At 71.7% G+C, this 9,599-nt stretch carries 2 protein-coding genes and 1 pseudogene; 2 read left to right on the top strand and 1 reads right to left on the bottom strand.

Going from position 1 to position 9,599, the window contains the following annotated elements; genetic code table 11:
• Window positions 1–133: 133 nt before the first annotated feature.
• Window positions 134–826: a DegT/DnrJ/EryC1/StrS family aminotransferase gene (locus RKE29_RS24290; protein ID WP_312007747.1), complete on the top strand. Its 693-nt coding sequence runs from the start codon at window positions 134–136 to the stop codon at window positions 824–826.
• A gap of 285 nt (window positions 827–1,111) precedes the next feature.
• Here the strand turns inward: RKE29_RS24290 and RKE29_RS24285 are convergent, their stop codons facing one another.
• On the bottom strand, window positions 1,112–3,772 hold the full coding sequence (locus tag RKE29_RS24285; protein WP_312007746.1) for a SpoIIE family protein phosphatase: 2,661 nt from the start codon (window positions 3,770–3,772) through the stop codon (window positions 1,112–1,114).
• A gap of 234 nt (window positions 3,773–4,006) precedes the next feature.
• Between RKE29_RS24285 and RKE29_RS24280 the strand changes: the two are divergent.
• Window positions 4,007–9,599, top strand: a pseudogene (locus RKE29_RS24280) (HAMP domain-containing protein); the annotation flags it as partial.

Raw genomic sequence — 9,599 nt, 5'->3', positions numbered from 1 at the left:
CTGTGGGAGAGTAGGACGCCGCCGAACTATCTTTGAGAAGAGCCCTGTTGGGAGCCTCTGGTTCCTGACAGGGCTCTCTTCTATTGTGTTCGCGGTCACCCGTTGTTCATATGGTGTGTGGAGCATGCGACTCATGGCGACTGCGGACGAGTTGAGGCACGAGCTGACACGGGCGGGCGTGGGTCCGGGCGACGAGGTGATCGTGCCGTCGTTCGGGACCGCCGAGGCCGCGGAGGCCGCCCTGCTCGTGGGAGCCCGGCCGGTGTTCGTCGACATCGACGCCGATACCTACTGCGTGGACCCCGCCGCGGTGGCCGCCGCGCTGACACCCCGTACCGGGGCCATCGTGCCGCTGCACACCTTCGGCCACCCCGCCGACATGGCCCGTATAGGCGAACTCGGCGCGGAGCACGGCGTGTTCGTGCTCGTCGGCGCTGTGCAGGAGGAGCCCGACGCCGAGACGGCCGAGCGGCAGGCGCACGCCGCCTACCTCACCGCCAAGCTGCGCGGCCTGGTCACGCCGAGGGTGGCACCGGGTGTGCGGCACACCTATCAGCAGTACGTGGTGCGGGTGCCGGGGAACGGCCGGCCGGACCGGGACGCGTTCGCCCGGGCGCTGCGGTCCCGGGGCGTGGTGTGCCACGTGCCCGTACAGACGCCGGTGCACCGTACGCCGCGCTTCCAGCGGGAGCTGTGGCTGGGGGAGACGGAACGGGCGTCGGGGGAGTGTCTGGCGCTGCCCGTCGACGCGGCGATGTCGCGGCGGGAACTCCGGCAGGTGGTGTCGGTGTGCAACGCGCTGGGCGGCATGGCGTCCGCCGCCTGACCTACGGCGTGTCTGGTGGATCAGGGCGGGCTCGCGACGCCCGGCACTCCCCCAGCTACCGCTGGGGGTGCCCCCGCCCCCGGCTACCGCCGGGAGGTGCCCCCGTGCGGCGTTGTCGTCGTCGCACGCAGTGCCTCCCCCAGCTACCGCTGGGAGGTGCCCCCTGCGCTCTCCTCCTCCGCCTTGCATCCGGGGGGTACCTCCCAGCGGTAGCTGGGGGAGCACCGGACGCCGCTCCCTGATCCACCCTGATCCACCAGACACGCCCTAGGGCGGTGCCCGGCGTCACGCGTTCTGCGGCTCGGGCACGCGCATGGCGAGGATGGCCATGTCGTCGGACGGCGGATCGGGCGCGAAGCGCTCGACGGCGCGCAGCACGCGGGTCGCGACGGCGCCCGCCGTCAGGCCCGTGCAGGTCGTCAGGACGTCGATGAGGCCCTCGTCGCCGAGCATGCGGGTGCCCTCACGGCGCTCCGTCACGCCGTCGGTGACGCACAGCAGCACGTCGCCGGGGTCGAGGGTGACCGTCTGCTCGTACAGCTCCAGGTCCTCCATCACGCCGAGCAGCGGCTGGGGTTCGGCGGCGGGGTCCACCCCGCCGTCCTGGCGCAGGCGCAGCGGCGGCGGGTGCCCGGCGCACACGACCTTCAGCATGGCGCTGCCGTCGCTCTGCGGCCACAGCTCCCCGTACAGCAGGGTCAGGAAGCGGCTGCGGGCGCCCTCGTCCAGGATCGCGGCGTTGAGCCGCTCCAGAACGGCGGGGCCGCCGAAGCCCTCGCGGGCCAGCAGCCGCAGCGCGTGCCGGGCCAGGCCGGTGACCGCCGCGGCCTCGGGTCCGGTGCCGCAGACGTCGCCGATGGCGAAGCCGTACGCGCCGTCGCGGATGGGGAACAGGTCGTAGAAGTCGCCGCCGACCTCGTTGCCCTCGCCCGCCGCGCGGTAGATGACCTCGACCTCGACGCCGGGGACGTGCGGCAGCTCCGGCGGCAGCAGGCTGCGCTGGAGGGACTGGCTGATGGCGGTGCGCTCGGAGTACAGGCGCGCGTTGTCCAGCGCCAGGGCGGCACGGCGGGAGAGGTCCTCGGCCAGCTCCAGGATCTCCTGGCGGAAGTGCTCGTCGGTGGGCTTGCCGAGGGTGAGCATGCCGATGACGCGGTTGCGGGCCACCAGCGGCAGCACGACGGTCTCGCCGCCGACGGCCGACGCGGTGGCCAGCGAGGCGCCGGGCCCGGAGGACGGGCGGGCGGCGTGGCCGAGGCTGACGCTGCGCAGCGACGTGCGCAGGGCGGCGGCGTGGGCGGCCTCGGCGGGGGCGGTCCACACGCGGGCGCCGGGGATGTTGACCTGCTCGGGCGGGTCGATCTTCGCCAGCAGGGCCTTCAGGCCGTCGATGCGGTCCTCGTCCTCGTGCAGCACGTAGGACAGATCGGGCTCGGATGCCTGGTCGGCGACGGTGTAGACGGCACACCAGGTGGCGAGGGTGGGGACCGTCATCTGGGCCATGAGCGCGAGCGTCTGGTCCCGGTCCAGCGTCCCGGCGAGCAGGTCGGAGGCCTCGACGAGGAAGGACAGGGAGCCGCGGCGCAGCCGCTCCAGCTCGGTGAGGCGGGCCCGCTCCACGGCGAGCGCGATGCGGTCGGCGGCGAACTGGAGCCGCAGGGCCTCCTCGTTGCTGTACCGGCCGGGGGCCTCGGCCGCCACCCCGAGGGAGCCGGTCAGGCGGCCCTCGACCTTGAGCGGGACGGTCACGACGGAGCGCATGCCGGTGTTGGCCAGCAGCGGGACCGCGCCGGGCACCACGGACAGGTCCTCGTGGACGGCGGGCATGCGCGCCGAGCCGTAGCGGCCCGTGCCGGCCTCGACGGGGACGCGGGCGAAGCGCTGGCGGGCGGAGGGCAGGCCGGTGGAGGCGCGCACCTCCAGCTCGGTCTCGTCGTCGGTGGCCAGCAGCAGGTAGGCGGAGTCGCCGTCGAGCATGTCGCGGGCGCGCTCCACGGTGCGCTGGAGCAGGCCGTCGAGGTCGTCGGGCGCGGGGGAGCCGATGAACATCTCGAAGGCGTCGGCGGTCGTGCCGCGGTCGGCTGCCTCGGCGCCGTCGGCCGCGGGGCCGCGCGCGGGACTCTGCAGCACGGCGCGCTCCTGGTCGCGCACCAGCAGGCAGACGGTGGACGGCTCGCCCTCGGCGTCGCGGATGCGCAGGTGGGAGGCGTAGACGGGGACGACACGGCCGTCGGCTCCCCTTATCCCGTACGAGCCCTCCCAGCGCGACAGGCGCAGGGCCTCGGCGATGCCGGTGCCGGTGCCGGGGGTGTGCGGCCAGGCGGCGAGGTCGGTCAGCGGCTTGCCGATGACCTGGTCGGGGCGGAAGCCGAACAGCTCCTGCGCGTCGTCGTTCCAGGCGTTGACCAGGCCGGTGCGGTCGATCTGGGTGACGGCGACGCGCACGCGCGTGTCGGTGAGGGGCAGTACGGAGGCGGGCAGGGCGGGCCCGGCGGCGCGGGTGCCGGCCGGGCGGTCGGGCAGGTCGAGCTGGAACCAGACGTGCTTGTGGGTGGCGGTGTACTCCACGCCCCAGCGGGAGGCGAGCGCGGCGCACAGCAGCAGGCCGCGGCCGCCCTCGCGGTCGGGGTTGCCGGGGCGCCGGCTGGCGTGCAGCGGCAGCTCGCGCTCCGGGTAGCGGTCGGCGACCTCGACGCGCACGCCGGTGTCGGAGCGTACGCAGGCGACCTCGGCGGAGGTGCCGGCGTGCACGACGGCGTTGGTGACCAGCTCGCTGGTGAGGACGACGGCGTCGTCGACGATGTCGGTGAGCCCCCAGCCCTGGAGGGTGTCGCGGACGAACGTACGCGCGGAGGCGACCGACCGTCCCACCGGTTCGAAGGTGGCGGCTGCCCGCGCGGTGATCACAGGTCTCCTCATGCGTGTCCCGGCGATCTGCTCACCCATCTCGCAGCGCCCCTCCGATGCCCTAGCCCGGTGCCAGGTTACTTACCTCTTCCGCTCACGCGAACGCCGGTGGGGCGTGATTCCACCCGGAGTGTGCCGTGCACGGTATGTGATGCTGCCGAACTGTTATGGCCTGGTTGGAGCATGGTGAAACACTGGGCAAGCTGGAAGAAGGACCCGACGAGGACGGCCGACCCTGCGGGAGGGACACTGTGGACTCTGGCGCGGTGACGCGTGGCACGGGCACGCGCGCGAAGAGCGGACGGTCCCGGGGCAACGGGACGACCGAAGTGGAGACGGCGGCTCTGAACCGCCTGCTGACGGCGCTGACCGCCATGCGCGAGGGCAACTTCCGACGGCGTCTGACGGTGTCGGGCGACGGCCCTATGGCGGAGATCGCGGCGGTGTTCAACGACGTCGCCGACCGCAACCTGCACCTGACCGGCGAGCTGGCCCGGGTGCGCCGGGTGGTGGGCCGGGAGGGCAAGCTCACCGAGCGGCTGGAGACGGGCGCCTGCGAGGGGGCGTGGGCGGCGGCCATCGAGGCGTCCAACGCGCTGGTCGACGAGCTGGCGCGGCCGGTGTCCGAGGTGGGCCGGGTGCTGTCGGCGGTGGCCGAGGGCGACCTGGAGCAGCGGATGGACCTGCGGGTACGCGGGTCGGACGGCTCGGCGCACCCGCTGCGCGGCGAGTTCCTGAAGGTCGGGCGTACGGTGAACGGGCTGGTGGACCAGCTGTCGTCGTTCACCGACGAGGTGACGCGGGTCGCCAGCGAGGTGGGCACGGAGGGCAAGCTGGGCGGCCAGGCCCGGGTGCGCGGAATGTCCGGTTCGTGGAAGGACCTGACGGATTCCGTGAACACCATGGCGTCCCGGCTGACCGCGCAGGTGCGCGACATCGCCCTGGTGACGACCGCGGTGGCCAAGGGCGACCTGTCCCGCAAGGTCACCGTCCACGTGGCCGGCGAGATGCTGGAGCTGAAGAACACGGTCAACACGATGGTGGACCAGCTGTCGTCCTTCGCCTCCGAGGTCACGCGCGTGGCGCGCGAGGTGGGCACGGAGGGTGAGCTGGGCGGCCAGGCCAAGGTGCCCGGCGTGGCGGGCGTGTGGGCGGACCTGACCGACTCGGTGAACCTCATGGCAGGGAACCTGACCGCGCAGGTGCGCGGGATCGCCCAGGTGACGATGGCGGTCGCCAACGGGGACCTGTCGCAGAAGGTGACGGTGAGCGCGCGCGGGGAGATCGCGCAGCTCGCCGGGACGATCAACACCATGACGGAGACGCTGCGCACCTTCGCGGACGAGGTGACGCGGGTGGCCAGCGAGGTGGGTGCCGAGGGCCTGCTCGGCGGGCAGGCGCAGGTGCCCGGCGCGGCCGGCACGTGGAAGGACCTGACGGACTCGGTCAACACCGCGTTCCGTAACCTCACCGCGCAGGTGCGCGACATCGCGCAGGTGACGACGGCGGTGGCCAGCGGTGACCTGACCCAGAAGGTCACCGTGGACGTCGCCGGGGAGATGCTGGAGCTGAAGAACACCGTCAACACGATGGTCGACCAGCTGTCGTCGTTCAGCTCCGAGGTGACCCGGGTGGCCCGGGAGATCGGCGTGGAGGGCGAGCTGGGCGGCCAGGCGCAGGTGGTGGGCGCCGCGGGCACGTGGAAGGACCTGACGGACTCGGTCAACACCGCGTTCCGCAACCTGACCGGCCAGGTGCGCAACATCGCCGAGGTGACGACGGCGGTGGCCAACGGCGACCTGTCGCAGAAGGTCACCGTGGACGTCTCCGGCGAGATGCTCCAGTTGAAGAACACGGTGAACACGATGGTGGACCAGCTGTCCTCCTTCGCCGACCAGGTCACGCGGATGGCGCGGGACGTGGGCACCGAGGGCCNCGCAGGTGACGACGGCGGTGGCCAGCGGTGACCTGACCCAGAAGGTCACCGTGGACGTCGCCGGGGAGATGCTGGAGCTGAAGAACACCGTCAACACGATGGTCGACCAGCTGTCGTCGTTCAGCTCCGAGGTGACCCGGGTGGCCCGGGAGATCGGCGTGGAGGGCGAGCTGGGCGGCCAGGCGCAGGTGGTGGGCGCGGCCGGCACGTGGAAGGACCTGACGGACTCGGTCAACACCGCGTTCCGCAACCTGACCGGCCAGGTGCGCAACATCGCCGAGGTGACGACGGCGGTGGCCAACGGCGACCTGTCGCAGAAGGTCACCGTGGACGTCTCCGGCGAGATGCTCCAGTTGAAGAACACGGTGAACACGATGGTGGACCAGCTGTCCTCCTTCGCCGACCAGGTCACGCGGATGGCGCGGGACGTGGGCACCGAGGGCCAGCTGGGCGGCCAGGCGCTGGTGCCCGGCATCAGCGGCACGTGGAAGGACCTGACCGACTCCGTCAACTTCATGGCGGGCAACCTGACCGACCAGGTGCGGCAGATCGCGCAGGTGACGACGGCGGTGGCGCGCGGCGACCTGTCGCAGAAGATCCAGGTGGACGCGCGCGGCGAGATCCTGGAGCTGAAGAACACGATCAACACCATGGTCGACCAGCTGTCGGACTTCGCGCAGCAGGTGACCCGGGTGGCCCGGGAGGTGGGCACCGACGGCCGGCTGGGCGGTCAGGCGCAGGTGCCGGGCGTGGGCGGCGTGTGGCGCGACCTGACCGACTCGGTGAACAACATGGCCGGGAACCTGACCGCGCAGGTCCGCTCCATCGCCCAGGTGGCCACCNTCGCGCAGCAGGTGACCCGGGTGGCCCGGGAGGTGGGCACCGACGGCCGGCTGGGCGGTCAGGCGCAGGTGCCGGGCGTGGGCGGCGTGTGGCGCGACCTGACCGACTCGGTGAACAACATGGCCGGGAACCTGACCGCGCAGGTCCGCTCCATCGCCCAGGTGGCCACCGCGGTGGCGCGCGGCGACCTGTCGCAGAAGATCGACGTGGACGCGCGCGGTGAGATCCTGGAGCTGAAGAGCACGCTGAACACGATGGTGGACCAGCTGTCGTCGTTCGCGGAGCAGGTGACGCGGGTGGCCCGCGAGGTGGGCACGGAGGGGCGCCTGGGCGGCCAGGCGGAGGTGCAGGGCGTCTCCGGCACCTGGAAGGACCTCACCCAGTCGGTGAACGGCATGGCCAACAACCTCACCTCCCAGGTGCGCAACATCGCCGAGGTGACGACGGCGGTGGCCAAGGGCGACCTGTCGAAGAAGATCACGGTCGACGCCCGGGGCGAGATCCTGGAGCTGGTGATCACCGTGAACACGATGGTGGACCAGCTGTCGTCGTTCGCCGAGCAGGTGACGCGGGTGGCCCGCGAGGTGGGCACCGAGGGCATGCTGGGCGGCCAGGCGCACGTACCGGGTGTGACCGGCATCTGGAAGGACCTGAGCGACAACGTCAACCTGATGGCCAACAACCTGACCATCCAGGTGCGCAACATCTCCCAGGTGTCGACCGCGGTCGCCACCGGCGACCTCACCAAGAAGGTCACGGTCGAGGCGCGCGGCGAGGTCGCGCAGCTCGCCGACACCGTCAACAGCATGGTGACGACCCTGTCGTCGTTCGCCGACGAGGTCACGCGCGTGGCGCGCGAGGTGGGCACCGACGGCATCCTGGGCGGCCAGGCCAAGGTGCCGGGCGCGTCGGGGACGTGGAAGGACCTGACCGAGTCGGTGAACGCGATGGCGAGCAACCTGACCGGTCAGGTGCGCAACATCGCGCAGGTGACGACCGCGATCGCGCAGGGCGACCTGACCAAGAAGATCGACATCGAGGCGCGCGGCGAGATCCTGGAGCTGAAGACGACGATCAACACCATGGTCGACCAGCTGTCGTCGTTCGCCGAGGAGGTCACCCGGGTGGCCCGCGAGGTGGGCACCGAGGGGCGCCTCGGCGGCCAGGCGTGGGTGCGGGACGTGGCCGGCACCTGGAAGGACCTGACCGAGTCGGTGAACGAGATGGCGGGCAACCTGACCCGCCAGGTGCGGGCCATCGCCGAGGTCGCCACGGCGGTGACCCGCGGCGACCTGAACCTCAGGATCGACGTGGACGCGGCGGGCGAGATCGAGGTCCTCCAGGACAACATCAACACGATGATCGTCAACCTGCGCGAGACCACGCACGCCAACAAGGAGCAGGACTGGCTCAAGGGCAACCTCGCCCGTATCTCCGGCCTCATGCAGGGCCGCCGCGACCTGAAGGACGTCGCCCGGCTGATCATGAGCGAGCTGACCCCGGTGGTCTCCGCCCAGCACGGCGCGTTCTTCCTGGCCGTGCCCGTCTCCGAGGGCGCGGACGGCGAGGTGGCCGCCGAGGTCGGCGTGGACGTGGACACCGACACCAGCGCGGAGGACGCGTACGAGCTGCGCCTGATCGGCAGCTACGGCTACATGAAGGGCTCCATGCCGACCACCTTCCGGCTGGGCGAGTCGCTGGTCGGCACGGTCGCCGAGGAGAAGCGCACCATCCTGGTGGAGGACGCCCCGCCGTCGTACATCAAGATCTCCTCCGGGCTCGGCGAGGCCGCCCCGGCGCACGTGATCGTGCTGCCGGTGCTGTTCGAGGGCCGGGTGCTCGGCGTGATCGAGCTGGCCTCGTTCCAGCCCTTCACGCAGATCCAGAAGGACTTCCTCAGCCAGATCGCCGAGATGATCGGCACGAGCGTCAACACCATCAGCGTCAACTCCAAGACCGAGATCCTGCTGCGGCAGTCGCAGGAGCTGACCGAGCAGCTGCGCGAGCGCTCCGCCGAGCTGGAGCTGCGGCAGAAGGCGCTGCAGCTGTCCAACGCGGAGCTGGAGGAGAAGTCCGAGCGCCTGGCGAGGCAGAACCGCGACATCGAGGTGAAGAACACCGAGATCGAGGACGCGCGGCAGGTGCTGGAGGAGCGCGCCGAGCAGCTGGCGGTGTCGATGCGCTACAAGAGCGAGTTCCTGGCGAACATGTCGCACGAGCTGCGCACGCCGCTGAACTCGCTGCTGATCCTCGCCAAGCTGCTCGCCGACAACGCCGAGGGCAACCTCACGCCCAAGCAGGTGGAGTTCGCCGAGACCATCCACGGCGCGGGTTCGGACCTGCTGCAACTGATCAACGACATTCTGGACCTGTCGAAGGTCGAGGCGGGCAAGATGGACGTCAGCCCGACCCGGATCGCCCTGGTGCAGCTGGTGGACTACGTGGAGGCCACCTTCCGGCCGCTGACCGCCGAGAAGGGCCTGGACTTCTCCGTACGCGTCTCCCCGGAGCTGCCGGCCACGCTGCACACCGACGAGCAGCGGCTGCTGCAGGTGCTGCGCAACCTGCTGTCGAACGCGGTGAAGTTCACCGACACCGGCGCCGTGGAGCTGGTCATCAGGTCCGCGGGCGCCGACGTGCCGCGCGCCATCCGCGAGCAGCTGCTGGAGCACGGCTCGCTGTCCGACCCGGACGCCGAGATGATCGCCTTCTCGGTCACCGACACCGGCATCGGCATCGCGGCCAGCAAGATGCGGGTCATCTTCGAGGCGTTCAAGCAGGCGGACGGCACGACCAGCCGGAAGTACGGCGGCACGGGCCTGGGCCTGTCCATCAGCCGGGAGATCGCCCGCCTGCTCGGCGGCGAGATCCACGCCGCCAGCGAACCGGGCCGCGGCTCGACGTTCACCCTCTATCTGCCGCTGCACCCCAGCGAGCTGCCCGGCTCGGGCCAGCCGCAGCACGAGGCGGGCGGCGACGAGCAGGACCCGGCGGCGCTGGAGGCGGGCGCCGGCGGGCCGGCCCCGCGGCCCGGGGCGGCCGGGCCGGAGACCGGCGGCGACGCGTCGGCCACCGCGGCCGTGCCGT

The sequence above is a fragment of the Streptomyces sp. B1866 genome, assembly GCF_031932565.1.
GTDB lineage: Bacteria > Actinomycetota > Actinomycetes > Streptomycetales > Streptomycetaceae > Streptomyces.
Note: the sequence above shows the minus strand (reverse complement) of the source record. Positions and strands in the feature narration are given on the sequence as shown.